Source organism: Pseudarthrobacter sulfonivorans (assembly GCF_031454915.1).
Taxonomy (GTDB): domain Bacteria; phylum Actinomycetota; class Actinomycetes; order Actinomycetales; family Micrococcaceae; genus Arthrobacter; species Arthrobacter sulfonivorans_C.
This window is the reverse complement of record NZ_JAVDRS010000001.1, coordinates 250,578-273,417: the sequence shown is the minus strand read 5'-3', so window position 1 is coordinate 273,417 and position 22,840 is coordinate 250,578. Positions and strand designations below refer to the sequence as shown.

24 protein-coding genes are annotated in these 22,840 nt (G+C 66.0%); 13 read left to right on the top strand and 11 right to left on the bottom strand.

The genetic code is table 11. The features are described 5' to 3' along the window. Positions 1-101 precede the first annotated feature (101 nt). The 10 genes from mshD (at position 102) to asd (ending at position 10,158) form a co-directional block, all read left to right on the top strand. Entirely contained in the window at positions 102-1,073 is a 972-nt protein-coding gene (gene mshD / locus J2808_RS01205) for a mycothiol synthase (protein ID WP_309810428.1), read from the top strand. A 148-nt stretch (positions 1,074-1,221) separates the two neighbouring features. Continuing rightward, on the top strand, positions 1,222-3,471 hold the full coding sequence (locus tag J2808_RS01200; protein WP_309810425.1) for an RNA degradosome polyphosphate kinase: 2,250 nt from the start codon (positions 1,222-1,224) through the stop codon (positions 3,469-3,471). Positions 3,472-3,479: 8 nt separating this feature from the next. Further along, positions 3,480-4,448, top strand: a complete 969-nt coding sequence (locus J2808_RS01195; protein WP_309810422.1) for an NUDIX hydrolase — start codon at positions 3,480-3,482, stop codon at positions 4,446-4,448. Positions 4,449-4,568: 120 nt separating this feature from the next. Next, positions 4,569-6,038 (top strand): hypothetical protein, encoded by a 1,470-nt coding sequence (locus J2808_RS01190; RefSeq protein ID WP_309810420.1) that lies wholly within the window; start codon positions 4,569-4,571, stop codon positions 6,036-6,038. Beyond that, on the top strand, positions 6,035-6,424 hold the full coding sequence (locus J2808_RS01185) for a GntR family transcriptional regulator (RefSeq protein WP_309810417.1): 390 nt from the start codon (positions 6,035-6,037) through the stop codon (positions 6,422-6,424). The genes J2808_RS01190 and J2808_RS01185 overlap by 4 nt, the downstream gene beginning before the upstream one ends. A 186-nt stretch (positions 6,425-6,610) precedes the next feature. After that, a complete protein-coding gene (locus J2808_RS01180; RefSeq protein WP_309810415.1) occupies positions 6,611-7,414 on the top strand; it encodes a thymidylate synthase in 804 nt (267 codons plus the stop codon). Then, on the top strand, positions 7,411-7,995 hold the full coding sequence (locus J2808_RS01175) for a dihydrofolate reductase (protein ID WP_309810413.1): 585 nt from the start codon (positions 7,411-7,413) through the stop codon (positions 7,993-7,995). The genes J2808_RS01180 and J2808_RS01175 overlap by 4 nt, the downstream gene beginning before the upstream one ends. Before the next feature lies 1 nt (position 7,996). Beyond that, positions 7,997-8,215, top strand: a complete 219-nt coding sequence (locus tag J2808_RS01170; protein ID WP_309810411.1) for an NF038396 family protein — start codon at positions 7,997-7,999, stop codon at positions 8,213-8,215. A gap of 310 nt (positions 8,216-8,525) precedes the next feature. Then, positions 8,526-8,939, top strand: coding sequence for a hypothetical protein (locus tag J2808_RS01165; RefSeq protein ID WP_309810409.1), 414 nt, complete (start codon positions 8,526-8,528; stop codon positions 8,937-8,939). Positions 8,940-9,027: 88 nt separating this feature from the next. Further along, a complete protein-coding gene (gene asd, locus J2808_RS01160) occupies positions 9,028-10,158 on the top strand; it encodes an aspartate-semialdehyde dehydrogenase (RefSeq protein WP_309810406.1) in 1,131 nt (376 codons plus the stop codon). 93 nt (positions 10,159-10,251) lie between these two features. On the opposite strand, the gene J2808_RS01155 is transcribed toward asd, so the two are convergent. After that, positions 10,252-11,349, bottom strand: coding sequence for a winged helix DNA-binding domain-containing protein (locus tag J2808_RS01155; protein WP_309810404.1), 1,098 nt, complete (start codon positions 11,347-11,349; stop codon positions 10,252-10,254). A 37-nt stretch (positions 11,350-11,386) separates the two neighbouring features. Between J2808_RS01155 and J2808_RS01150 the strand changes: the two genes are divergently transcribed. Continuing rightward, a complete protein-coding gene (locus J2808_RS01150; protein ID WP_309810399.1) occupies positions 11,387-11,878 on the top strand; it encodes a hypothetical protein in 492 nt (163 codons plus the stop codon). Between the two features lie 2 nt (positions 11,879-11,880). On the opposite strand, the gene J2808_RS01145 is transcribed toward J2808_RS01150, so the two are convergent. The 3 genes from J2808_RS01145 to J2808_RS01135 are packed head-to-tail and all read right to left on the bottom strand — an operon-like array spanning position 11,881 to position 13,908. Beyond that, complete coding sequence (locus J2808_RS01145; RefSeq protein ID WP_309810397.1) at positions 11,881-12,948, bottom strand: UDP-N-acetylmuramate dehydrogenase; 1,068 nt, start codon at positions 12,946-12,948, stop codon at positions 11,881-11,883. Between the two features lie 52 nt (positions 12,949-13,000). Further along, on the bottom strand, positions 13,001-13,438 hold the full coding sequence (locus J2808_RS01140) for a MaoC family dehydratase (RefSeq protein ID WP_309810395.1): 438 nt from the start codon (positions 13,436-13,438) through the stop codon (positions 13,001-13,003). Between the two features lie 2 nt (positions 13,439-13,440). After that, positions 13,441-13,908: an FAS1-like dehydratase domain-containing protein gene (locus tag J2808_RS01135; protein WP_309810392.1), complete on the bottom strand. Its 468-nt coding sequence runs from the start codon at positions 13,906-13,908 to the stop codon at positions 13,441-13,443. Positions 13,909-14,019: 111 nt separating this feature from the next. Here J2808_RS01135 and J2808_RS01130 point away from each other — a divergent pair, with 111 nt between their 5' ends. Further along, complete coding sequence (locus J2808_RS01130) at positions 14,020-14,400, top strand: ArsR/SmtB family transcription factor (protein ID WP_309810387.1); 381 nt, start codon at positions 14,020-14,022, stop codon at positions 14,398-14,400. Continuing rightward, positions 14,397-16,073, top strand: a complete 1,677-nt coding sequence (locus tag J2808_RS01125) for a SulP family inorganic anion transporter (RefSeq protein WP_309810384.1) — start codon at positions 14,397-14,399, stop codon at positions 16,071-16,073. The genes J2808_RS01130 and J2808_RS01125 overlap by 4 nt, the downstream gene beginning before the upstream one ends. Here J2808_RS01125 and J2808_RS01120 read toward each other — a convergent pair. From J2808_RS01120 to J2808_RS01090, 7 genes are all read right to left on the bottom strand, one after another. After that, the gene (locus J2808_RS01120; RefSeq protein WP_309810381.1) at positions 16,063-16,287 is read right to left on the bottom strand and encodes a DUF3188 domain-containing protein; all 225 of its coding nucleotides are present in this window, start codon (positions 16,285-16,287) and stop codon (positions 16,063-16,065) included. The two genes, J2808_RS01125 and J2808_RS01120, sit on opposite strands and share 11 nt — an antisense overlap. Positions 16,288-16,307: 20 nt before the next feature. Further along, positions 16,308-17,249 (bottom strand): DUF2797 domain-containing protein, encoded by a 942-nt coding sequence (locus tag J2808_RS01115; RefSeq protein WP_309810378.1) that lies wholly within the window; start codon positions 17,247-17,249, stop codon positions 16,308-16,310. 40 nt (positions 17,250-17,289) lie between these two features. Beyond that, a complete protein-coding gene (locus J2808_RS01110; protein ID WP_309810374.1) occupies positions 17,290-18,153 on the bottom strand; it encodes an HpcH/HpaI aldolase/citrate lyase family protein in 864 nt (287 codons plus the stop codon). A 96-nt stretch (positions 18,154-18,249) separates the two neighbouring features. After that, entirely contained in the window at positions 18,250-19,191 is a 942-nt protein-coding gene (locus J2808_RS01105; protein ID WP_309810371.1) for an aldo/keto reductase, read from the bottom strand. A 46-nt stretch (positions 19,192-19,237) separates the two neighbouring features. Continuing rightward, positions 19,238-20,959, bottom strand: a complete 1,722-nt coding sequence (locus J2808_RS01100; protein WP_309810370.1) for a glycoside hydrolase family 13 protein — start codon at positions 20,957-20,959, stop codon at positions 19,238-19,240. Positions 20,960-21,008: 49 nt separating this feature from the next. Beyond that, positions 21,009-21,893, bottom strand: coding sequence for a carbohydrate ABC transporter permease (locus J2808_RS01095; RefSeq protein WP_309810368.1), 885 nt, complete (start codon positions 21,891-21,893; stop codon positions 21,009-21,011). After that, on the bottom strand, positions 21,893-22,828 hold the full coding sequence (locus J2808_RS01090) for a carbohydrate ABC transporter permease (protein WP_309810365.1): 936 nt from the start codon (positions 22,826-22,828) through the stop codon (positions 21,893-21,895). Before J2808_RS01090 ends, J2808_RS01095 begins: the two co-directional genes overlap by 1 nt. Positions 22,829-22,840 lie beyond the last annotated feature (12 nt).

The following is a 22,840-nucleotide window of genomic DNA, read 5'->3' as shown; positions in this document are numbered from 1 at the left end:
GCGCCGGCGGGCCTGCTGCCGGGTGAGGTACCGACTATACGTAACCGCCTGGCAGCCATCAAATCGGGGCACGTTCCAGCCAGGGCGTATAGCCTTGCCTCATGAGTCCTGCGCACCCGGAAAAATGGCCCGTCCTCGTTGTCCACGGTGGTGTGGATGAGCAACTGCTGAAGGACTGCCTGGGTCTCCTGGCAGCCGCCGAGGAATCGGACGGCAACCCTTCCCTGTCCGAGCAGACAGTGGTGACGCTCCGCGCCGGCGATTCCGCCGAACACGCCCTCCTGACCCTTGCCCTCTACGCCCCGGACGAGGACTCAGACCCCTCCTCCGGCCAGGACCTGGCCGGAGTGGCGGTGGTGGTGGAAGATGCCGACGGCAGCGGCGTGCTGGAAATCGCAGTACACCCCAGCTACCGCAACCAGGGCGTAGCGGACCGTCTTGTTGGTGCGCTGCAGGCCGGGCGTGGGCTGGACGGGCTGAAGGCCTGGTCCCACGGCAACCATGAGGCCGCAGCGGACCTCGCCGCCCGCTACGGCTACGGGCCGGTGCGCGAGCTCTGGAAGATGAGGCTGACCACCGCCACCGCTGAACTGCCCGACGTCGGCCTTCCGGACGGGGTCACGCTCCGCGCCTTTGTGCCGGGCCGGGATGAGGACGGCTGGCTGGCAGCGAACCGCGCCGCCTTCGCCCACCATCCCGAGCAGGGCTCGTTGACGCGTGCGGATCTGGACGCCCGGATGGCTGAGGAATGGTTTGATCCCGCCGGCTTCCTGCTGGCCGAGGACGCAGAGGGCCGGTTGCTGGGTTTCCATTGGACCAAAGTGCACCAGCGCCATGGGGCGCACCCGGCGATCGGTGAGGTCTACGCGGTGGGCGTCACGCCGGCCGCGCAGGGCATGGGCCTGGGCAAGGCCCTCACCGTGGCTGGAATCAGGTACCTGCAGGGACTTGGGCTGCATGCCGTCATGCTCTATACGGATGCGGATAACGCACCGGCAGTGTCTCTTTACCGTGGCCTGGGCTTCACCCGCTGGGACATGGACGTGATGTACGGGCCGGTGGCGGCCGTCTAGGTCCGCCCGAGTGAGTTAGCCCACTCGGCTGCCGCACGGCCGTTGTTGGCGCGAAATCCAAGGCCTCTGGACTGGGTTTGATTGTAAGGTTGGTAGAGAACCGCGCCGGCCGTGGGCCAGCATCAAGCGCCAGGTAAGAGGAGACACCATGAAACCGGAACCCGCGGGAACAATCACGTCCGAGGGCCCTTCAGTGCCGGTTCGGGCCCGCTTTGGCTCATCTGAAGTACCTGCCTCGCGCGCCACGCAGGATCGGATCGACATTCCCGAGTTTGCGCCCAACCTGGTACCCGAAGGCGACATCCGCCCGGACCGGTTCCTGGACCGCGAGCTCAGCTGGCTCGCCTTCAACTCCCGTGTCCTGGAATTGGCCGAGGATCCCGACCTCCACTTGCTGGAGCGCGTCGCCTTCCTGTCCATCTTCGCGTCCAACCTGGACGAGTTCTTTATGGTCCGGGTTGCCGGCCTGAAGCGGCGCATCGCCACCGGCCTCGCCGTGTCCTCCCCCGCCGGGCTCAGCCCAGTAGAGGTGCTTGAAAAGATCGGCGACGAGGCCCACCGCCTTCAGCAGCGCCACGCCCAGGTCTACGCGGACCAGATCCGCCCTGCACTCGCCTACGAGCACATCCATCTGATGCACTGGGACGAACTGGACGACGCCGCCAAGCAGTACCTCAGCGCGATGTTCGCCGAAAAGGTCTTCCCCATCCTGACGCCGCTGGCCGTGGACCCGGCACACCCGTTCCCGTATATCTCGGGACTCTCGCTGAACCTCGCCGTGGTGGTGCGCAACCCCGTGAGCGACAAAGAACTCTTCGCCCGCCTCAAGGTCCCGGACCAGCTTCCCCGCCTGATCTCCATCGACGGCCCGCGGGCCGGGGCCGTGGCAGGGCGCGTGGCACGCTTCATCGCTCTGGAAGAAGTCATCGCCGTCCACCTGGACAAGCTCTTCGCGGGCATGGAAGTCCTGGAACACCACATCTTCCGCGTTACGCGCAACGAGGACCTTGAGGTTGAAGAGGACGACGCCGAGAACCTCCTGCAGGCGCTGGAAAAGGAACTGCTGCGCCGCCGGTTCGGACCGCCCGTCCGCCTCGAGGTCACCAACGACATCAACCCGAACATCCGGGCGTTGCTGATCCGCGAGCTCGGCGTGGAAGAGTCCGAGGTGTATTCGCTTCCGGCTCCGCTTGACCTCCGTGGCCTGTCAGTCATTGCCGGCATTGACCGCGCCGACCTTCATTACCCGAAGCACATGCCGCATACTTCCCGGTTCCTCAACGAGTCCGAGACGTCCAAGGCCGCCAACGTTTTCTCGGCCATGCGCCGCCGCGACATCCTGCTCCACCACCCGTATGACTCCTTCTCGACCTCCGTGCAGGCGTTCCTGGAACAGGCCGCAGCAGACCCCAAGGTCCAGGCGATCAAGCAGACCCTGTACCGGACGTCAGGCGACTCCCCCATTGTTGACGCCCTGATCGATGCGGCCGAGGCAGGCAAACAAGTGCTGGCGCTTGTGGAGATCAAGGCCCGGTTCGATGAGCAGGCCAACATTTCCTGGGCCCGCAAGCTTGAACAGGCCGGCGTTCACGTGGTGTACGGCATTGTGGGCCTGAAAACACACTGCAAGTTGTCACTCGTGGTCCGGCAGGAAGTGGACGGGCTGCGCCGCTACTGCCACATCGGCACCGGCAACTACCACCCACGCACGGCCCGCTACTACGAGGATCTTGGCCTCCTGACAGCCAACGAGCAGGTGGGTGAGGATCTTTCCAAGCTGTTCAACCAACTGTCCGGCTACGCCCCCAAATCAACGTTTAAGCGCCTGCTGGTGGCTCCCCGCTCTGTCCGCTCCGGGCTCATTGACCGGATCGAGACCGAGATCCGTAACGCCCGTGCCGGTCTGGCCGCACGCGTGCAGATCAAGGTCAACTCCATGGTGGATGAGGCCATCATCGATTCCCTCTACCGCGCCTCCCAGGCCGGCGTGAAGGTGGACGTCATCGTGCGCGGCATCTGCTCGCTGCGCCCCGGAGTCCCGGGCCTCAGCGAGAACATCACAGTCCGCTCCGTTTTGGGCCGCTTCCTGGAGCACTCCCGCGTGTTCGCGTTCGCCAACGGCGGTGACCCGGTGGTCTACATCGGCTCAGCCGACATGATGCACCGCAACCTGGACCGCAGGGTGGAGGCGCTGGTCCAGCTGGCTAATCCGGACGACATCACCTACGTTCTGGATCTGCTGGGCCGGTACATGGATCCGGAGACAGCCAGCTGGCACCTGGACAACGAGGGGATGTGGAACCGCCACCACATTTCCGACGACGGTACGCACCTCGACGACATCCAGTCCTGGCTGCTGGCATCGCGCACGCGCCAGCGCAGCCTGAGCCGGCGGTAGGGCCGGCGTTGTCGAGCGACATCCTCGTAGCAGACCAGACTGACCATCCCGGCGAACCGGTCGCGGTGGTCGCGGCTGGTGCCATCCCGTGGCGGATCAATTCGGACGGCCTTGAAGTCCTGGTGATCCACCGGCCCAGATACGACGACTGGTCCTGGCCCAAGGGCAAAATTGACCCCGGCGAGACCCTCCCCGAATGCGCCGCACGTGAGGTGCGGGAGGAGATCGGGCTTTCGGCACCCCTGGGCATCCCCTTGCCGCCCATCCACTACCACGTGCCCTCGGGCCTCAAAGTGGTCCACTACTGGGCGGTCCGCGTTAACGGGGACCGCCTTGTTCCTGACGGCAAGGAGGTGGACCGCGTAGTGTGGTGCGCCCCGGAAACCGCAGCCGGACTGCTGTCCAACCCGTCCGACATCGCCCCTCTGGAGCATCTGCAGGCCGCCCACAAAAACGACCAGTTGGACACTTGGCCCCTCATTGTGGTGCGGCACGCAAAGGCTAAACCACGCTCGTCCTGGACCAAAGCGGAAGGTGAGCGGCCTCTGGCGGCCACCGGGATCCGGCAAGCGCAGGCGGTCGGCCGGCTGTTGCAGGCGTGGCAGCCCCCGCGTGTGGTGACCAGTCCGTGGCGGCGCTGTGTGTCCACGGTGGCGCCGTATTTGAAAGCCTCGGGGGCAAAGGTCAAACTCGTGGACGCTTTGACGGAACACCGTCATGCCCGCACGCCTAAAAAGACTGCGGCCGTCATCGAGTCGCTTCTGGATAAACACAATTCTGTGGCCTTGTGCACCCACCGGCCGGCGCTGCCCACCGTACTGGCCCAACTGGGCAAGCACATGCCGGGCCGCCTGCGTGCGCTCCTGCCGGACGCTGACCCGTACCTGTCCCCGGGGGAACTGGTGGTGTGCCACGTGGCTGTCAACCACAAGCACCGCATCGTGGCGGTGGAGCAGTTCAAGCCTTTTGACGACTGAGCCATAAGCCGTTGACCCCAGGATTTTTGTATCAAATACTTAGTACATTGATGCATGAATCTGGGGGATGATGTGCCAACCGCCGACAGTTTCGAATTTGCCTTCCACAATGTGCCACCCATGGTGCTGCTCTGGCCGTTCCTGTTGGCTTCCGGCGTGTACCTGCTGCTGAGGTGGGTCATCCGGGCACCGGGCGGCGGGACGTCGGCGGTCACCGTTTCCCAGCACGCGCTGTGGATCGGCGTGATCGGATGGCTGGCCAGTTCCCTGCAATCCGCGGGAACCGCCGGCATCCTTCCTGCGGGCAGTTCCTCGGCTGTCCTGTCGACGCCGGCAAGCATCCTGGGGGCGCTGGCATGGCCGATCCTTGGCTGCATGGCCGTCCACGCCATCGGGCAGCTGAGCTATCCCGGCCCGCAGTTTCCCCGCAGGTCGGCCACCTTGGAGGTCCGCCGGATCAGGGACTTCCTGCCACGCGGCCTCGCGTGGACGGTGGTGGCCATCTTTGCAGGATCGGCCCTTCTGATTGGCTTTATAGCAAGCCTTCCCCGCTACGACTCCATCCCGTACAGCACCCAGCAGGTAGGCTCCGACGGTTTCCACCGCGTCGGAGGGGACGGACGCATCCCGGGATGGGTCCTTGCCGCCTGCCTGGGTACTGCGTGGCTGGCCCTCGCCCTGGGAACCGCCTTGGTGCTGATGCTCATCAGCCGCCGCCGGCAGCTCGAGGCACTGGATGCGGCAGAGAATGACCTGCTGCGAACCATCGCCATGAACAGGCTGCTGAGGACCGTTGCAACCATCGCCGCCGGGCTTGCCGCGGTGGCCGGCAATTTCGCGGCCCGGCCGGACCCTGCCGCCAACGCAACCGGCGGCTGGACGAATCCCGCGGGATTAGCAGCGCTGGTGGTGCTGGTGACGATGTGGTGGTGGGCGCCGCCGAAGCTCTCCGGCACCCACGCAGGTGGTAACGGCCCACGGCTTGCCGAACCGCCGGCCGCTGCACACCCTGCCACCAGGCTGTCGGTTTCTCTGGGGGCAGCCATGGGCATCGCACCGGTGGTGGTTGCGGTGCTGGGGATTTTTGCGGTCGGTTTTTTTCTGCCGGGCGCCGGCTCTTCCGGGCAGGCCGTGGTCTTCGTGGCACTGATGGCAACAGCCGTCCTGCTCGTGGCCGGCGCGGGCGAGCTGCTGCTTCAACGTAACTATGGCTCCCACGAGGTACCCAGGACCAGGCCCCGCCAGGTGGTGAGCCCGGCTTTGCTCACCACGGGCATCATCGCCGCCGCGCTGTACCTGGCGATTACGGTGGTGGCTGCCGTGGGTGAGTGGAAACTGCGGGAGGCCGGGTTTGTGGTTTTACTGCCATCGGATGGCGTCCAAGGCGGCGTGCTCCTGATGACCGCAAGCGCTGCCTGGCCGCCGGCCTTGGATCTTCCTGCTGAATTCTGGACCGCAACGTGGCAGCCGGCTCTCACCGCCGGGGCACTGCTCGTGGCTACTGGCGTGGCAATCGCCGTCATCCCGGTTCGGGGATTCGCACGCGTTCCCGCATCCCCGGCGGGATCCGTTCCGGAGGCGGCCCGATGAACGCTGGCGTGTCCGTAGACCTGCGTTCGGCGACCCCGCCGTACGAGCAGATCCGTTCGCAGATCAGCTCGCTGATCGCCACCGGGGACCTTGCCGTAGGAAGCCGGCTACCTACGGTCCGCAGCCTGGCCGCCGACCTGGGCATCGCGGCCGGAACGGTGAACCGGGCCTACAAAGAACTTGAGGCGGCGGGCCTTATTGAATCACGACGGCGGAACGGCACCGTTGTCGCGCAGCCGTCGCCGGGCCGTTCCGGCCAAGCAGGCGTGCCACTGCCCGACGCGGTGACCGCCGCCGTCGACCTCCTGGTCAATGCTGGACGGGATGCCCGGCTAAGCGATGAGCTGTTGCTGGACCTGGTCCGTGGGAAGCTGAGAAAGGGCTGACGTGACGCAAGAAAAGCCCCAGAACAGCTGGCTTAGCCTTCAGGGCTGGCTGGGTCTGACCGGACCGGCCGTCGTCTGGGTTCCTGTGCTGGCCATCATGGCCTACACAACGATCATCATCGTTGGGGTCGTGTCTTCCGCGGCGGCCAGCGCTGCTCCCCCGAGCTCGCCCGGTAGACTTTAGCCGTGAGCATCCCGACGCCCTATGAAGACCTCCTCCGCGACGTCCTGGCCCATGGCACGCACAAATCCGACCGGACGGGCACCGGAACCACCAGCGTTTTCGGCCGCCAGATCCGCTTCGACCTGGGCAAAAGCTTCCCGCTGATCACCACCAAGCGCGTGCATTTCAAGTCCGTTGCCGTGGAACTCCTGTGGTTCCTCCGCGGCGAATCCAATGTGAAGTGGATGCAGGACCAGGGCGTGACCATCTGGAACGAATGGGCCGACGCCGAAGGCGAACTGGGTCCCGTGTACGGAGTGCAGTGGCGCAGCTGGCCCACTCCCGATGGCGGCCACATCGACCAGATCGCCGAACTGGTGGAAAACCTGAAAGCCAACCCGAATTCGCGCCGTCACATCGTGTCCGCCTGGAACGTCTCCGAACTCAAGGACATGGCCCTGCCGCCGTGCCACGCGTTCTTCCAGTTCTACGTGGCGGACGGCAAGCTGTCCTGCCAGCTGTACCAGCGCTCGGCGGACATGTTCTTGGGCGTGCCCTTCAACATTGCCTCCTACGCCCTGCTCACGTGCATGGTTGCGCAGCAGGTTGGACTGGAACCGGGCGAGTTTGTCTGGACCGGCGGCGACGTCCACATCTACGAGAACCACATGGACCAGGTCCTCAAGCAGCTGGACCGTGAACCGTACGAGTACCCGCAGCTGAAGATCACCCGGAAGCCGGCCTCGATCTTCGACTACACGCTGGACGACTTCGACGTGGTGGGCTACCAGCACCACCCCACAATTAAGGCTCCGATCGCCGTATGAGCACCGAGAACACAGCAGACCCCCAGGCCTTTACCGAGGAGCTTGCCGACACCGTCACGGGCGTCGGCCTGGTGTGGGCGCAGACCTCGGGCGGTGTGATCGGCAAGGACGGCGACATGCCGTGGGACCTGCCCGAAGACATGAAGCACTTCACCCGGCTCACCGTTGGGCACCCGGTGATCATGGGGCGAAAGACGTGGCTGTCCTTCCCGGAAAAGTACCGTCCGTTGCCTGGCCGGACCAACATCGTGATTACCCGGCAGAAAAACTGGGGCGATTCACCCGAGGCGGAGGGCGCCGTCGTGGTTCCTTCCCTCGATGATGCGCTCCTGGAGTCCCAGTTCGTCGACGGCGGTGAGACTGTGTGGATCCTGGGCGGAGGCGAGGTGTTCCGCCAGTCCACCGATCTCGCCAACATCGCGGTGGTCACCACCATCGATGTGGAGGCCGACGGCGACACCTTCGCTCCGGAGCTCGACGAAACTTGGGAGGCGGCTTCGGCCGTCCCGCCGGACGGGTGGCTGACGGCAGCCAACGGGACGCGGTACAGGTTTACCAAATGGGTTAGGACGCAGGGCTGAAATGTTGAAAAAACCGGAAACACTGTTTGTGCTGGGCTATATGCTCCTGCCGTTGCTCGCGCTGCTGTCTGCGATTGTTGGCTTGACCATGATCGTGGGCGGCAACAAGATCGCCGGGGCCATCGTGCTGGTGGTGGTCACGCAGGTCTTCGCGTTCGGCGCGTTCTTCGCCCTGCGCGCACGGAAGCAGGCTGTGCTGGAGGAAAGCAAACGCAGCTGACGGCTTGTTTTTTGCGTTTGCGCAGATGGGGAGGCCACCCCATCGCGGACGTACTGGGGTCTCCACGCTACGGGGCCTCCTCGTGGTGACCGCCGTCATGACGGCTTTTGGCATCATGACCACAGTCATGGCAGCAGGCGCATGGTCGCCGGACGGAAAACCAGCCTGGGGGTTCCTTATGCTGAGTGCCTTCGCGGCGGCGATGGTCTGGTGGGGGCTTCACTGCGCCGTCTCAGAGATCAAGGCCAAGAAAATCAGGAAACAACGCGGACTCCCTGCACCCAGCGGCGCGCCGCTATGACGGCGTCGAATGAATAGCCGCGATGTGCGCTCCCGCCGGGATGAAGAAGTACGGCAAAGGCACCAGCAGGCCGTGGCCGCCGGGCAGCAAAGAGTCCTCACGCGGACAATAAACGGCGAGCTGCACAGCTACGCCCGGGATGAGATCGGCGTGGTGACCGCCAGTTCCCACCCCACCGTGCGGTCTGCCGGCGGATTTGTGGTGATGGCTCTGTTCTTCGCCGCGGTGGCGGTATTCTCGATCCTCCTGGTAGCGGGCCCAACCAGCCAGGGTAAGGATCCCCTGTGGGGAGCTTTGCTTCTGACCGCTGGAGGTGTGGCCGGGGTGGCGTACGCCGCCCGTCTGGCCGTAGTCGCGGCAAAGGCCAGACGCCTTCGCGCCGAACGCGGACTTCCCGAACCCACAGCCCGGCAGTTCGACTGACGCCGAAGCAGGGCACCCGCCGCCGTCGTGCGTTGGGCCGTGACGTAACCGACTGCGCAGTGCCGGTTCCGAAGTCTAAACTGTACGAATGACTACAGCAGCTACCCCCTCCGTCGGCCTGGTCGGATGGCGCGGCATGGTCGGCTCCGTCCTGATGCAGCGCATGCAGGACGAGGGCGACTTCGCCAACCTCAACCCGGTGTTCTTCTCCACGTCCAACGCAGGAGGTGCCGCCCCCTCGTTTGCTAACGGTGCCGGCAAACTCGAGGACGCGTTCGACGTCGACACCTTGGCGAAGCTGCCCATTATTGTCACCGCCCAGGGCGGGGACTACACCAAGCGCGTGCACACCGAGCTGCGCGGCCGCGGCTGGGACGGCCTCTGGATCGACGCCGCGTCCACCCTGCGTATGAACGACGACTCCATCATCGTGCTGGACCCGATCAACCGCGATGTCATCGACAAGGGCCTCGTCAACGGCACCAAGGACTTCATCGGCGGCAACTGCACCGTGTCCTGCATGCTGATGGGCCTGGGTGGGCTGTTCAAGAACGGCCTCGTCGAATGGGGTACCTCCATGACCTACCAGGCGGCCTCCGGCGGCGGCGCCCGGCACATGCGCGAGCTGCTCAGCCAGTTCGGCACACTCAACGCCGAGGTCAGCTCGGAACTGGACGACCCGGCGTCGGCCATCCTCGAAATCGACCGCAAGGTCCTGGCCCACCAGCGCACAGACATCGACGCCACCCAGTTCGGCGTGCCGCTGGCAGGCTCCCTGATCCCGTGGATCGACGCGGACCTCGGCAACGGGCAGTCCAAGGAAGAGTGGAAGGCCGGGGTTGAAACCAACAAAATCCTGGGCACCTCGGACGAAAACCGCATCATCATGGACGGCCTGTGCATCCGCATCGGAGCCATGCGCTCCCACTCCCAGGCGCTGACTCTCAAGCTCCGCGAGGACCTGTCCGTTGCCGAGATCGAGAAGCTCCTCGCCGATGACAACGAGTGGGCCAAGGTCATCCCCAACACCAAGGAAGCCTCCATGGCCAGCCTCACCCCCGTCGCCGCGTCCGGAACCCTGGACATCCCGGTGGGCCGAATCCGCAAGATGGAAATGGGCCCGCAGTACATCAGCGCGTTCACCGTGGGCGACCAGCTGCTCTGGGGCGCCGCCGAGCCGCTGCGCCGCATGCTCAACATCGCCACCGGGAACCTGTAGCCCTCCCGCCGCTAAAACAGCAACGCGGGGTCACTTACCGCCCGATCCGCGCCCGCGGAGGGGTCGTAAGTGACCCCGCGTTGCTGTTTGCTGTCAGGTGTTGAGGAACTCGAGGTACTGTTCGGCGGCCCTTGTGAAGGCGGCCCGCGCGTTGGCACCGAGCGGCCTGGCGTCGTCGAAAAGTTCAGGCACGACGGCGGCGCTACGGCTGGTGCCTGCGCGGCCCCACGTGCCCATCACCTCTCCCCCGGCCACGATGGTTTTTTTGAACACGCCGTTGCCGCCGGGGACGATCTTGTTCGCATGCTCCGGCGCAAGCACCAGGCTCCGGTCCTGGTAGCCGAGCAGAAACTCGTCGAAGCCGGGCAGCAGGAGCACGGACCGTTGGCCGGGCACGCCGCCGTCGAGCAGGGATGCGGTCTCCGGCGACACCCAATAGCTGGAATCGCCGAATTCCAGCTCCACCAGCTGGCCACGGATCTGTTCGAAAGCGGACCGGACTTCGGTCAGGGGAATCTGCGTCCACCACGCGAAATCACGGAGGGTGGCCGGGCCGTGGCTCCGGAAGTAGCGCAGCGCGAACTCGGCGATCCCGTCCTGCCGCTCCAGTTCCCGCGAGTTGGGGATCCATTCGTCGAACGCCACCAGCAACTGCTGGTTTCCGGCCAGCGGGCCTTGGACCAGCCAGCCATGGCGGCACAGCGTCCCCAGGATGTGGATCCCCCGCTGGCCGGTGGTGGGCTGCCCGGCGGCCTCAAAAACGGCGAAAAGTTCGCTGCGGCTGACAGAACCGCCGCCGGCCACCCGCTCCAAGGCCACGTCGCGGCACTTTTCGACGTCAGCCCAGGTGATGTCCAGTTCCCGGTGCCGGCCGGCGATCATCCGGGTAAGCCGTTCAGCGGTCAGGTCCAGCATCCACCGCAGGTCCTCCGGTGCCACCAGGTGCAGGGTCCCGCGCATCGGCCAGGAGCGGACCACGCTGCCGTCCTCCAGTGCAGCCCGGACATCCGCCAGCCCTGACCCCGGGACACGGAGGCCGATGGCCCACAGCGCCGCCTGCAGGTCCTGCGCCTGGGTGGCCGTCATCCAGCGGACCGCGTCCGGAACCGAGCCCAGCCCGGGCCCGAGCAGCCCCTGCGAGGCCAGCCGGAGCCTGCCCATGAGCCTGCGGCTTACCCGGTTCGCTGCCATGCCCTCATCCTAGGACCTCTCCCGATAGGGTAGAAGCATGACTTTGGGGAGTTTGTGGCAGTTGTTCGAGCGTGAAACAAAAGGATGGATGGTGGGAGGGACCGTTGCGGTCCTCGTGGGCGTGGCTGTCGGGCTCGCCCCGGCCATGGGATACCCGGGCTATGGTGACGCAGCGCTTGAGGTGTTGCTGCCCTCCCTGTTCCTCTGCCTCGGCGGAGGATACGCCGTCCTGTTTCCCGGCGTCAGGGTCACCCGCATCACGCTCCACGTCGTCCGCGACTGGAAGCTCTACCCGCCCAGCGGCCGGGTGCTCTGGATCCTCGCCCACGCCACCGCCGTGACCGGCCTGGCAGTCTGCATCCTCACCGCCACCACCAACCCGGGCGTGCCGGGGTTCCTGGTCTGGCTGTTTACCGGCCCCTACCTCGCCCTCACCGGATGGGCCGCCGCCCTGATGGGGACGGCGGCGAACATCAGGCTGACAGGCAGCGAGGAAAGCCTCATCGCTGCCGCCGCACAGCCCGGCTGACGCTAGAGCGTCAACCCGATCAGCAGCGGTTCCGGGTGGAGTTCAATGCCAAAGCGTTCGGCGACGCCGTCCCGCACCTCACGTGCGATCGCCAGCATGTCCTTCGCGCTGGCTGAGCCGCGGTTGGTGATGGCCAGGGTGTGCTTGGTGGACAGCGCCGCCCGCCCGCCTGAGGCGCTGTCCGGTTCCAGGCCGTAGCCCTTGCCGAACCCGGCCTGGTCAATCAGCCAGGCAGCGGAGAGTTTGACCAGGCCGCCGGCACCGGCGGGATACTGCGGCGCCGATTCGGGCAGCGTCGCCGCCACCTCGAGGGGAACAACCGGGTTGGTGAAGAACGAGCCGGTGGAATAGGTGTCCCGGTCCGCGGCGTCCAGCACCATGCCTTTGGACGAGCGCAGGCGGAGCACTTCACGCCGGACATCGTTGGAGTAAGCCCGTTTTCCGGGCTCAACTCCGAGGGAGCGTGCCAGCTCTGCGTAGCGGATGGGCGCACTCATCCGGCCGATTGGCAGTTGAAATTCGACGGTCAGCACGATGTAGCGGGGTGACCCGTCCACGGTGGTCTGCTTCAGGATGGAATCCCGGTAGCCGAACTTCAGCTCGGAGTTGGTGAAGGTCTGCACCGCGTTCCGGGTCCGGTCCCAGGTGCGGACCGCAGCGATGGTCTGGGCGACCTCAGAGCCGTAGGCGCCGACGTTCTGGACCGGTGTGGCACCTGTGGCCCCGGGGATGCCGGAGAGCGCCTCGATGCCGGACCAGGCATGCAGCACGGCGTGCTCCACCAGGGCATCCCAGTTGTGGCCGGCCTGGACCACTACCGCCACGCCGCCGCAGGAGTCCTCGGCGTTGACCGTGAATCCCTCCGAGGCGATCCGGACCACGGTGCCGGGGAACCCGTCGTCGGAAATCAGGAGGTTGGAGCCGCCCCCGATAACGAGGACGGGCTCCCCCGCAGCATCTGCCGTGCGGACGGCGTCGATGATTTCCGCCTCGGTCCGGGCCTCAACGTACTTGCCGGCGGGGCCCCCGACGGCGGCCGTGGTGAGCTGGGAGAGCATAGTGGAAGTCACCCATCCACACTATCGGGAAATCGAGGCAGCTCTTGTGAACGGATACACCGGATCAGGAGACTCTGACCACGGCCTGGGCCTTCATGAGCACTTTCTGGCCCGCCGAAACGACGGTGAGGTCCACGCGGGCGGTGCCCGCCTCGGCGTCGAGCTTTCCAATGGCTCCGCTCACCTCGATGGTGGCGCCGGGCTCGGTGGTGCCGGTGGTGTCGGTGACCAGAACCGGCTTGGTGAAGCGGGTCTGGAAGTCGACGACGGCGGCGGGGTCGCCTGCCCAGTCGGTCACCAGCTGCACGGCGGCACCCATGGTGAACATGCCGTGGGCGATCACGCCGGGCAGTTCCACGCCGGTGGCGAAGGCTTCGTTCCAGTGGATGGGGTTGAAGTCGCCGGACGCGCCGGCGTACTTGACGAGGTCGGTTCTGGTGACCTCGATGGTGCGGCTGCCGATGTCCTGGCCGGCACTGAGTTCGTGGAAGCTGGGGCTCATGGTTACTGTCCCTCTCCGCGGACGAGGATGGATGATGTGGCGGTGGCGACGGCCTCGCGTGAATCGGTGCCGCCGTCGGTCAGGGCAAAAATTTCCTGGCGGGTGGTAATCATGGCGCCGCCGCCCATGGCGCGGACGCCGTCGACGTGGAGTTCGGCCACCAGGCGGTCGCCGGCGAAGATGGGCCGGTGGTGGATGAAGCGCTGGTCGGCGTGGACCACGCGGGTGAAGTCGATGCCGGCATCCGGGTCCTCGATCAGCTGCGCATCGGCGCGCTGCGCGACGATGATGGCGAACGTGGGCGGCGCAACCAGGTCGGTGTGGCCCAGGGCCTTGGCGGCCTCGACGTCGAAGTGGGCTGGGTGGGTTGCCTTGACGGCGCGCGCGAACTCGCGGATTTTCTCGCGGCCGACGTCGTACACCTCTGCGGCAGGGTAGCTGCGGCCCTGCAGGTCCGGATTGATAGTCATGGCCTCAAGCCTATCGTTCCGGGCAGCAGTCAGGGGTCTTGCATCCGGTTGATATGATGGATTTATCATCCCATCAAGTGGGCCGTAATCGATCCGCAGAGGAGCGCTCATATGTTGTCTCCCGCCCAGGCTCCCCTTTACGAGATCAAAGCCAACCTGTTCAAGGCACTGGCCCACCCAGCAAGGATCAGGATCCTGGAACTGCTGGCTGCCGCTCCCGAAAACACTGCAGCTGTGAGCTACCTCCTGACCGAAACAGGGCTGGAGGCTTCCCATCTCTCCCAGCATTTAGCCACGCTGCGCAGGCACAAGGTGGTGACGTCGGTGCGCAGCGCCAATGCCGTGACTTACCGCCTGGCGCACCCCGGGATTTCACAACTGCTGGCCATCGCACGCACGTTCCTGCTGGACAGCCTCGCCGACTCCAACGAACAGCTCCGGTTGGCGCAGCAACTGCCGGCCGGGCACTTGTCCGGGGAGTCGGCGTCGTGAGCGCGGGCCTGCGCACGAGTTCACGGGCCCTCACCCGCTTCCTTCCCTCCCGGCGGGACTACACCGGCCTCCGCGGGTCCTGGCGGACAGACATCCTGGCCGGGATCACGGTGGGCATCGTGGCGTTGCCGCTGGCACTCGCGTTCGGGGTCAGTTCCGGGGTAGGCGCCGAGGCCGGGCTTATCACCGCGATAGTGGCCGGATTGGTGGCCGCCGTCATGGGGGGCTCCCACGTCCAGGTGTCTGGGCCCACCGGCGCCATGGTGGTTGTCCTGGCGCCCGTCGTGGCTGTGCACGGGACCGCGAGCGTGGCACTGGTGTCATTGATGGCGGGTCTGATGGTCTGTGCCCTCGGCATCAGCGGCCTGGGTAAGGCCGTGGCCTTCATCCCCTGGCCAGTAGTGGAGGGCTTTACCCTCGGTATCGCGGCCATCATCTTCCTCCAGCAAGTACCCTTGGCGACCGGGACGGCCGGGACCCCGGGCCACAACACTTTGCTCGCTGCCATTGAGACGGCCTCCGGAGCTGCGGCGCCCACAGTTGCGCTGACGCTGGCGCTCGTGGCGGGTGTCGCCGTCGTAATGATCCTGCTCCAGAAGTATTTCCGGGCACTGCCGGCGAGCTTGCTCGGTGTGCTGCTGGCGACGGCGGCTGCCGAACTCCTGCGGCTGGACGTACCCAGGATCGGCGCGCTGCCGCACTCCCTCCCCTCCCCCTCCCTGCCCGCCATGGATCTGGCCTCCCTGGGCTCCCTGGCGATGCCCGCCGTCGCCATTGCCGCCCTCGCAGCCATCGAATCGCTGCTCTCGGCCCGTGTGGCAGGCGGCATGGCGGGGCCGGACGCAACCCCAAGCGGCGCCTACAGCCCGGACCGCGAACTGACGGGCCAGGGCCTGGCTTCCATCGCCGCCGGTATGTTCGGCGGTATGCCGGCCACGGGCGCCATCGCCAGGACCGCCGTGAATGTGCGCTCCGGCGCCAAGACCCGCCTGTCCGCCGTGGTGCATGCCGTGGTGCTGCTGGGCATTGTCTACCTGGCCGCCGGGCTCGTGGGCCGGATTCCGCTGGCGGCCCTGGGCGGCGTGCTGATGGTCACCGCGGTCCGGATGGTGTCCCGGCGTACGGTGAACGCGATCCTCCGTTCCACGCGCTCAGATGCGGCGGTCTTTGTCCTCACGGCGATCATCACCGTGGCGTTCGACCTGATCGTGGCGATCCAGATTGGCCTGGCCGCGGCCGCGCTTTTCACGCTGCGCAAATTCGCCTCACTGAGCAGTGTGCAGCGTGAGGAGGTTCCGGGGCTCCGCGCTGACGGTGACGAGCATATTGCGGTCTTCCGGCTGGACGGTGCCATGTTCTTCGGCGCCGCGGAACGCATCCTCCAGGAGATCAGCCAGGTCAAGGACATCCAGGTGGCCATCATCAGGCTCTCGCAGCTGCGGATGCTTGACGCTACCGGCGCGCATGCGCTTGTGGAGGTCATCTCGGCTCTGGAATTGCGCGGCATCACGGTCCTCCTGAAGGGCGTCCGGCCGGACCACCTTGCCCTGGTGACCAACGTCGGTGTGATCCGTTCGCTGCGCCACCACAAGCATCTGTTCGAGGACCTTCCGGCTGCCGTGGAGCACGCCCGCAGCCATGTGCGCCGGAACGCTGCGGCGGCTAACGCCTGAGGTTTTTCCTGATCGCCTGTCCCCGGACCACAATGCCGACGATGTGCAGGACCAGTCCCAGCCCGATGACCGCCAGCGAAGCTGTGGCCAGGCCCTGGTTTCCGGACGTGTTGCCGATCAGGTTCAGGATGATTCCCACGCCGATCAGCCCCATGGCACTGAAGACGGTGACCTTGTAGGCGGTGGGCGCGGTGTTCCAGAATTCGTTCAGCACCGTCCAATTCTAGCGAGGGTTCAGAACAGGGATTCCTGCACGGCCGGCACGTCCGACGCGAAGTCGCCCAGGACAACGGTCCGCGCTGCCAGCTGGCCGAGGTTCACCACGAACTCCGAGTCCGTGCCGGCCAGCCGCGCCAGGGCGTTGGCCCCGCTGAGCGCCGCGATGGTGAAACCGTGTTGGCCGTCGTCGAGCGCGTGCGGGTATGCGTGGCGCAGCGCCGGACTGCAGAGTGCGGCTGCCTGCCCTGGCCGTACCCAGCGCTCGTCCACCACGTCAAAATCTTCGACGGCGGCCTGTGCCAGCAGGGCGCGCGCGCCCGCGGCGTGGCCGGCGTTAACGGCGTCCAGTGCGGCCTCGGGCGACGGGCTGGTGAGGGCGTCGGCCTTCGCGGCTGAGCGGACCTGCTGGACGAGTCCGGCCTCCCGGGTGACCATGTCCTCAAGGATCCGCACTACCCGCCCGTCCTGTGCCCTTGCCACGTACCTGGCCACCACGGCTCCCTGTTCCGCGAGCCGGTTCCATTTCCTGAGGCCGGACGCGGTACCCACCTTGCTGGCCCCGCCCGCGAAGGTCGCCACGTAGAGCCAGTGTTCCTGCAGGAGGTAGGTCCGCAGCCCGTCGGGCACGTAGCCGCCGCGGTGGAAGTCATGGATGAGCCTGGAGTCGTCCAGCACAAAACAGCGTTCGCATTGTTTGCCCTTGGCCGCCGGCGCGCTGGCAGCGCACAGGACGTGGGTCCGGCTGGTGGCGGAGTGGACCTTGTGGTGACCCAGGCAGAACCTGCCGCGGGCGGCGACGTCGAAACCCAACCGGTCCCCCGGCTGGAGGCTCACCTCGCGGAAGCCACCGGATGGTGACTGCAGGCGGAGAACCGGGCTGCCGCCGTCGTGCCCTGCGGACGCGGCCGGGGCACCGTCCCAAAAGACCCCGTGAACCAGATAGCGCGTACCGGTCACGGGGTCTCCTGAACTGCTCGTCAAAAGGGTGGCTGCGGCGTCAGAGCGCCGGCTGCACCCCGAACGCCACGGCGAGCTTCATGATCTTTTCGGCGCGGCCCAGGCGGGGCAGGTCCGAACCGTCACGGATGACCCGGCCGTTGGCTTCAAAATCAGCCATGAAGTCGGTGGCCCAGGCAACGTCGGAGGGCGTGGGGCTGATGACTTCGTTGATGACGTTGGTCTGGTCGATGGCCAGGCACAGCTTGCCGGTCATGCCCATCATGACGGTGATCCCGGTCTGCTCGCGCAGGATGGGGTGGTTGGTGCCGACAGTAGGTCCGTCGATGGGGCCCGGCAGGTTGCCCACGCGGCTGGCAACGACCAGTTTGGCGCGCGGGTAGGCCATTGCCTCGGCCGTGGCGGCCATGCCGGTGTCGCGGCGGAAGTCGCCGGAGCCGAAGGCCAGGCGGAAGGCACCCTGGGCCTTGGCGATGTTGTTGGCCTCCTCGATGCCGAGTGCGGATTCCACCAGCGGAATGACGGGAGTCTTGCCGTCCATCCGGTGGAAGCTCTCGGTGACCTGGTCAGCTGACTCGGTCTTGGCGAGCATCACGCCGAGCAGGCCCGGGGTGCCGCGCAGTCCGGCGAGGTCGGCTGCCCAGAAGGGGCTGGTGGCATCGTTGATCCGGACCCAGGCCTTGCCGCCGCCGCTCAGCCAGTCAATGACATTTCCGCGGGCCTGGTCCTTCTGTGACGGGTCCACGGCGTCTTCGATGTCCAGGATGATCGAGTCGGCGCGGGAAACGGCCGACTGGTCGAACAGTTCGGTTTTCATCGCGTTGACCAGAAGCCAGGAACGGGCGATTTCAGCTGGGATGTGGCGCTCGGGCCGAACGGTCTCGGTGGCGGTGGTTGACGTCATGCTTCTACCGTATCTGGCCGGGCCCTGCCAGCGCTAAGCAGGATTGCCTGACGGGGTGACCAATACGAACATTACCGGCTCCACCACCGGTGCGGGTTAGGGGAGGTTGCCGCCGCGCGCAGCGATCCACAGCCCGTACCAGTCCGCCCGGGTCATGGCGTCCGCCACCCGGCCGGCGTCCGCGCACGCGGCGATCCGTGCGGGATTCACGGTGCCGATCACAGGCGCGATGCCCGCGGGATGCTTCATCAGCCAGCCCAGGAGGACAGCCTCCCCCGTGGTGCCGTAGGTGCCGGCCAGCTCGCGGACGAGGACAGCGGCGGCCGTCTCCGCCGCCGTCGGGTCTTCCGCAGCTGCACCGGTGTACAGCCCGCGGGCCAGCGCCCCGTACGCCTGCAGGGTGACCCCATTCCCGGTGCAGTATTCCACTGTGCCGTGGGGAAAGCTGTAGTCCAGCGAGTCTGCGTGGTTCACCAGGACCTGGCTCTCCAGCCAGGCCCGCTTCAGCAGGCTCATCTCCAGCTGGTTGGCCACCACGGGCATCTCCAGCCGGTCCTGCAGCGCCCGGATCTGCGCACCGGACATGTTGGACACCCCCACCTGCAGAACCTTGCCTTCGGCGATCAACTGCCCGACGGCGGCCGCCACCTCCGCCAGGTCCGTCAGCGGATCGGGGCGGTGCAGCAGGAGCACGTCCACATGGTCCGTCTGCAACCGTTTCAAGCTGCCGTCAACGCGTTCCAGGATGGCTTCCCGGCTCAGGTCATAATGCGTTGCCAGCCCGCGTTCATTGAGCCGGATTCCGCACTTTGTCTGCAGCCGGATGCGGTGGCGCAGGCCGGGCGTTGCCGCCAGCACCTCGCCGAAGACAGCCTCGGACTTGCCGCTGCGGTAGATGTCCGCGTGGTCGAACAGCGTGATCCCCGCAGCCAGCGCAGCCTCGACGGCGGCAGCAGCCTCGTCCACATGGTCTGCGCCATGCGGCTCGTCGGACCAGCTGCCGCCCAGGCCCATGCAGCCATAGATGAGTTCCTGCATCAGGCGGCCCCGCCCGGCACGGCCGCCGCCGCCGCCGAAGATGGCATCAGCGCAGCCAGACCGTGCTGTTTGCGGGCAGCTTGCCGTCCTCCAACGGGTCGCTGGTGAGCAACACTGTTCCGGCGGGAAGGTCGACGGCGGTGTCCCCGAAGTTGGTCACTGACTGCCAGCCGCCGGGACGGCTGAAGTGCAGCACCTCCGGGTTGCCGGTCTCGATCCACTCCAGTTCCTCCTCAGCCTGGAGTTCCCGGCGGAGCTTCAGGGCCTTGCGGTACAGCTCCAGTGTGGAGTTGTTGGTGCCGTCCTGAGCCTCGACCGCGTACTTGCTGAACCAGTCCGGCTGCGGGAGGTGCGCTCCGCCGTCGCCGAAGCCGAAGGACGCCCCTTCAACCTTCCAGGGCAGCGGCACCCGGCAGCCGTCACGGCCCACCTCAACACCCTTGTTCCGGAAGAAGGCCGGGTCCTGGCGTTCGGAGTCCGGGATGTCCGCCACTTCCTGCAGGCCGAGCTCTTCGCCCTGGTAGAGATAGGCGGAACCTGGTACGGCCAGCATCAACAGCGTGGCGGCGCGGGCGCGCCGCTCGCCCAGCTCCACATCCAGCTCGTCCTTGGGGCCGCCGGCCAGCAGCCAGGCCTTCCCGTCCTGGCCCTTGGCGAGCTTCTTGTCGGCAGGTCCTTTCGCTGCTTTGGGCAGCCCATAGCGCGTGGCGTGCCGGACGACGTCGTGGTTGGAGAAGACCCACGTGGACGAAGCCCCCGTCTGCTTCGCCTCGGCCAGGTTGCGGGTGATGATTTCGCGGAATTCCTCGGCGTCGAAGTCGGCCTGGAGGAGGTCGAAGTTGAATGCCTGGCCCAGGCCCTCCGGGCTGGCATAGCGGGCGCGGCGGGTGGCGTGCACCCAGGCTTCAGCGACGGCGGTTCGCGGCGGGTTGTACTCGTTGAACACCTCACGCCACTCGACGTAGATATCGTGGACTTCGTCGCGGTCCCAGAAGGGGTGCGAGCCGTCGTCGAACCCGTCGGTGCCGCTGTTGGCCTCAGTCAGTTCAAGCTTGGAGAGCAGCGGTTCGGTCAGGTCCTTGGTCAGGGCGTGGGCCACATCGACGCGGAAGCCGTCCACGCCGCGGTCGGACCAGAAGCGCAGGGTCTTGAGGAAATCGTCGCGGATTTCGCGGTTGGCCCAGTTCAGGTCCGGCTGCTCTTTCGCGAAGATGTGCAGGTACCACTGGCCGGGGGTTCCGTCCGGTTCGGTGATGCGTTCCCACGCTGGGCCGCCGAAGACGGAGTCCCAGTCCGACGGCGGCAGGTCGCCGTTTTCGCCCAGCCCGTCGCGGAAGATGTAGCGGTCCCGTGCGGCGGAGCCCCGCGGCGAGGCGAGTGCTTCCTGGAACCATTCGTGCCGGTTGGACGAGTGGTTGGGGACGATGTCGGCAATCAGCTTGATGCCGGCGCTGTGCAGGGCCTTGGCCATCTCGTCGAAGTCCGCCAGCGTACCGAGCTTGGGGTCCACGTTGCGGTAATCGTCCACGTCGTAACCGCCGTCGGCGAGCGCCGACGGGTAGAACGGGCTCAGCCACACGGCGTCGATGCCCAGTTCCTTCAGGTATGGGACCTTGGCAGTGATGCCCTTGATGTCGCCGAGGCCGTCACCGTTGGAATCGGCGAAGCTGCGCGGGTAGATCTGGTAAACGGCGGCCTGGCGCCACCAGTTGGGGTCGGCCGCGAGGTCTGAATCGGACAAGGTTGCCAGAGTGGCAGTGGTGGACAAAGGATGATCCTTTTCTATTGGTGGGGTTGTTGCTGGTGGATTCATAAAGTTATTTGACGGCCCCGCGCATGACTCCGGACAGTACCCAACGCTGGGCCAGAATGTAAACCACCAGTGTGGGGGCCATGGCCATGAGGTACGACGCGAACGCGAGGCTGTAGTTGGTATTGAACTCGCCCTGGAACAGCATCTGGACCACGGGGAGGGTCTGCAGGGCCGGGTCCGCGATCATCATCTGCGGCAGCAGGAAGTCGTTCCAGGAGCCGAGGAAGGCGAAGATGCCCACGGTGGCGTTCATCGGTGCCAGCAGCGGGAAGATGATCCGGCGGAACACCTGCCAGGTGGTGGCGCCGTCCAGCCGGGCCGACTCCTCCAGCTCCACCGGGATGGAGCGGACAAAGGCGATGTAGAGCAGGGCGTTGAACGAAATGCCGCCCAGCACATGCAGGAAGACCACGCCGGCCGGATTATCCAGGCCCAGGATGGCTGTCTGCTTGATCAGCGGCAGGATGATGACCGGGAAGGGAATGAACATGGCCGAGAGCAGGTACACAAATGACCCGCGGAAGAACCGGTGGGTCCAGTTCCGGGCGATGGCGTAGGCCACCAGAGAGCTGGAGATGAGTGCACCGAGGACGCTGAATACCGTGACAAAGGCTGTGGACATAAAGGCCCGCGGGAAGTTGGTGGCCACGTAGGCGGCGGCGAAGTTCTCCCAGTTCATCGGGTCCGGCCAGGCGAGCCCTGTCCCCGTGCCAATCTGGTCCGGGGACTTCAGTGCCATGGCCACGGTGAAGTACAGCGGCAGCAGCACTGTCAGGGAGGCCACCAGCATCAGGGCGGTGAGCCACCAGTTGATCTTGAAGCCTTCTGCTCCCGACGTCCGTTGTTCGGGTCGGCGTGTCCTGCGCAGCGGCAATAGTGATGTGGTCATTAGAGAGAAACCCCCCGGCGCTGGATGAGGCGCAGCTGGACGATGGAGATCAGCAGGGTGATCAGGAAATAGATGACGGCGTTGGCCATCTGGTAGGAGTAATCCCCGCCGGTGAAGCCGGAGAAGATCCGCATGGCCACGGACTGGGTTGCCATGCCCGGGCCCCCGCCGGTGAGGCCAACGATGATCTCGTAGGTCCCCAGGAAGCCTTTGAACCCGAGGATGACGTTGATGACCAGGTACCCGAGAATCAGCGGCAGCGTGAGGCTGAACAGCTGCCGGAAACTTCCCGCGCCGTCAAGGTCCGCTGCTTCATACACCTCCGCTGGAACACTCTGCAGGCCTGCGAGGTAGATGATGGTGGCGCCCGGCGCCGCCTGCCACACCGTGACCAGGACAATGGCCAGCCAGGCGAGGTTTTCGTTGGCCAGGATGCTGGTGGCAAGTGGCGTGAAACCAAACCGTTCAGCGAGCACCGGCAGCGTGTTGGAGAACAGGTAGTTGAAGACGAAGGACACCACCAGGGCCGAAAGCACCATGGGAATGAAAAAGACGGTGCGGATGCCGGTGCGCCACTTGATTTTCGCGTTCAGTCCGAGGGCGATCGCCAGCGCCACTATGTTGACCACAACGGTGGTGGTCAGGGCGAAAACGAAGGTGAAGATGTAGGACTGCAGGATGGCCGGGTCCTTGAAGATGTTCACGTAATTGGCGAACCCGATGAACTTCCAGTCTCCGTAGCCGGCGTAGTTGGTCAGGCTGAAAAAGACGCCTACCAGCGCAGGCAGGGTGATGAAGAAGGCGAACAGCGCCAGGACGGGCACCACCATCCAGTAATAAGTGGGGTCGATCCGTCGCGGTGACCGCACCACGCCCACCCCCGTGGCGGGTGGCGGCACGGAACGGGCGGTGTCCACGGTGGTGGAAGCGGTCATGGGGACTCCTGG

Coding starts and splice junctions, on each gene's coding strand:
- mshD (WP_309810428.1), top strand. CDS start 102: ATGAGTCCTGCGCACCCGGAAAAATGGCCCGTCCTCGTTGTCCACGGT.
- J2808_RS01200 (WP_309810425.1), top strand. CDS start 1,222: ATGAAACCGGAACCCGCGGGAACAATCACGTCCGAGGGCCCTTCAGTG.
- J2808_RS01190 (WP_309810420.1), top strand. CDS start 4,569: ATGGTGCTGCTCTGGCCGTTCCTGTTGGCTTCCGGCGTGTACCTGCTG.
- J2808_RS01185 (WP_309810417.1), top strand. CDS start 6,035: ATGAACGCTGGCGTGTCCGTAGACCTGCGTTCGGCGACCCCGCCGTAC.
- J2808_RS01175 (WP_309810413.1), top strand. CDS start 7,411: ATGAGCACCGAGAACACAGCAGACCCCCAGGCCTTTACCGAGGAGCTT.
- J2808_RS01170 (WP_309810411.1), top strand. CDS start 7,997: ATGTTGAAAAAACCGGAAACACTGTTTGTGCTGGGCTATATGCTCCTG.
- J2808_RS01165 (WP_309810409.1), top strand. CDS start 8,526: ATGAATAGCCGCGATGTGCGCTCCCGCCGGGATGAAGAAGTACGGCAA.
- asd (WP_309810406.1), top strand. CDS start 9,028: ATGACTACAGCAGCTACCCCCTCCGTCGGCCTGGTCGGATGGCGCGGC.
- J2808_RS01155 (WP_309810404.1), bottom strand. CDS start 11,349: ATGGCAGCGAACCGGGTAAGCCGCAGGCTCATGGGCAGGCTCCGGCTG.
- J2808_RS01150 (WP_309810399.1), top strand. CDS start 11,387: ATGACTTTGGGGAGTTTGTGGCAGTTGTTCGAGCGTGAAACAAAAGGA.
- J2808_RS01140 (WP_309810395.1), bottom strand. CDS start 13,438: ATGAGCCCCAGCTTCCACGAACTCAGTGCCGGCCAGGACATCGGCAGC.
- J2808_RS01135 (WP_309810392.1), bottom strand. CDS start 13,908: ATGACTATCAATCCGGACCTGCAGGGCCGCAGCTACCCTGCCGCAGAG.
- J2808_RS01130 (WP_309810387.1), top strand. CDS start 14,020: ATGTTGTCTCCCGCCCAGGCTCCCCTTTACGAGATCAAAGCCAACCTG.
- J2808_RS01110 (WP_309810374.1), bottom strand. CDS start 18,153: ATGACGTCAACCACCGCCACCGAGACCGTTCGGCCCGAGCGCCACATC.
- J2808_RS01105 (WP_309810371.1), bottom strand. CDS start 19,191: ATGCAGGAACTCATCTATGGCTGCATGGGCCTGGGCGGCAGCTGGTCC.
- J2808_RS01095 (WP_309810368.1), bottom strand. CDS start 21,893: ATGACCACATCACTATTGCCGCTGCGCAGGACACGCCGACCCGAACAA.
- J2808_RS01090 (WP_309810365.1), bottom strand. CDS start 22,828: ATGACCGCTTCCACCACCGTGGACACCGCCCGTTCCGTGCCGCCACCC.